Annotated in this window: 1 protein-coding gene; it reads left to right on the top strand. The window is 65.3% G+C overall.

Translation table 11 applies throughout. The annotated features are described in order from the left end of the window. The coding region (locus tag AB4Y42_RS44465) for an NAD(P)(+) transhydrogenase (Re/Si-specific) subunit beta (protein WP_368697926.1) at positions 1 to 291 on the top strand (291 nt) is incomplete at both ends.

A 291-nucleotide genomic window follows, 5' to 3' on the forward strand; every position in this document is an offset into this window, starting at 1 on the left:
TCCTCACGCAGTCGTGGCTGCCGTTCATCATCATGACGGCGATCGCGTTCGCGCTGGGCGTGCTCATCATCATCCCGATCGGCGGCGCGGACATGCCCGTGGTCGTCTCGATGCTGAACTCGTACTCCGGCTGGGCGGCGGCGGGCATCGGCTTCTCGCTGAATAACGCCATGCTGATCATCGCGGGCTCGCTGGTGGGCTCTTCCGGCGCGATCCTGTCGTACATCATGTGCCACGCGATGAACCGCTCGTTCTTCAACGTGCTGCTGGGCGGCTTCGGCGGCGAGGCGG

Origin of the sequence: Paraburkholderia sp. EG286B (genome assembly GCF_040965655.1) — a bacterium.
GTDB lineage: Bacteria > Pseudomonadota > Gammaproteobacteria > Burkholderiales > Burkholderiaceae > Paraburkholderia.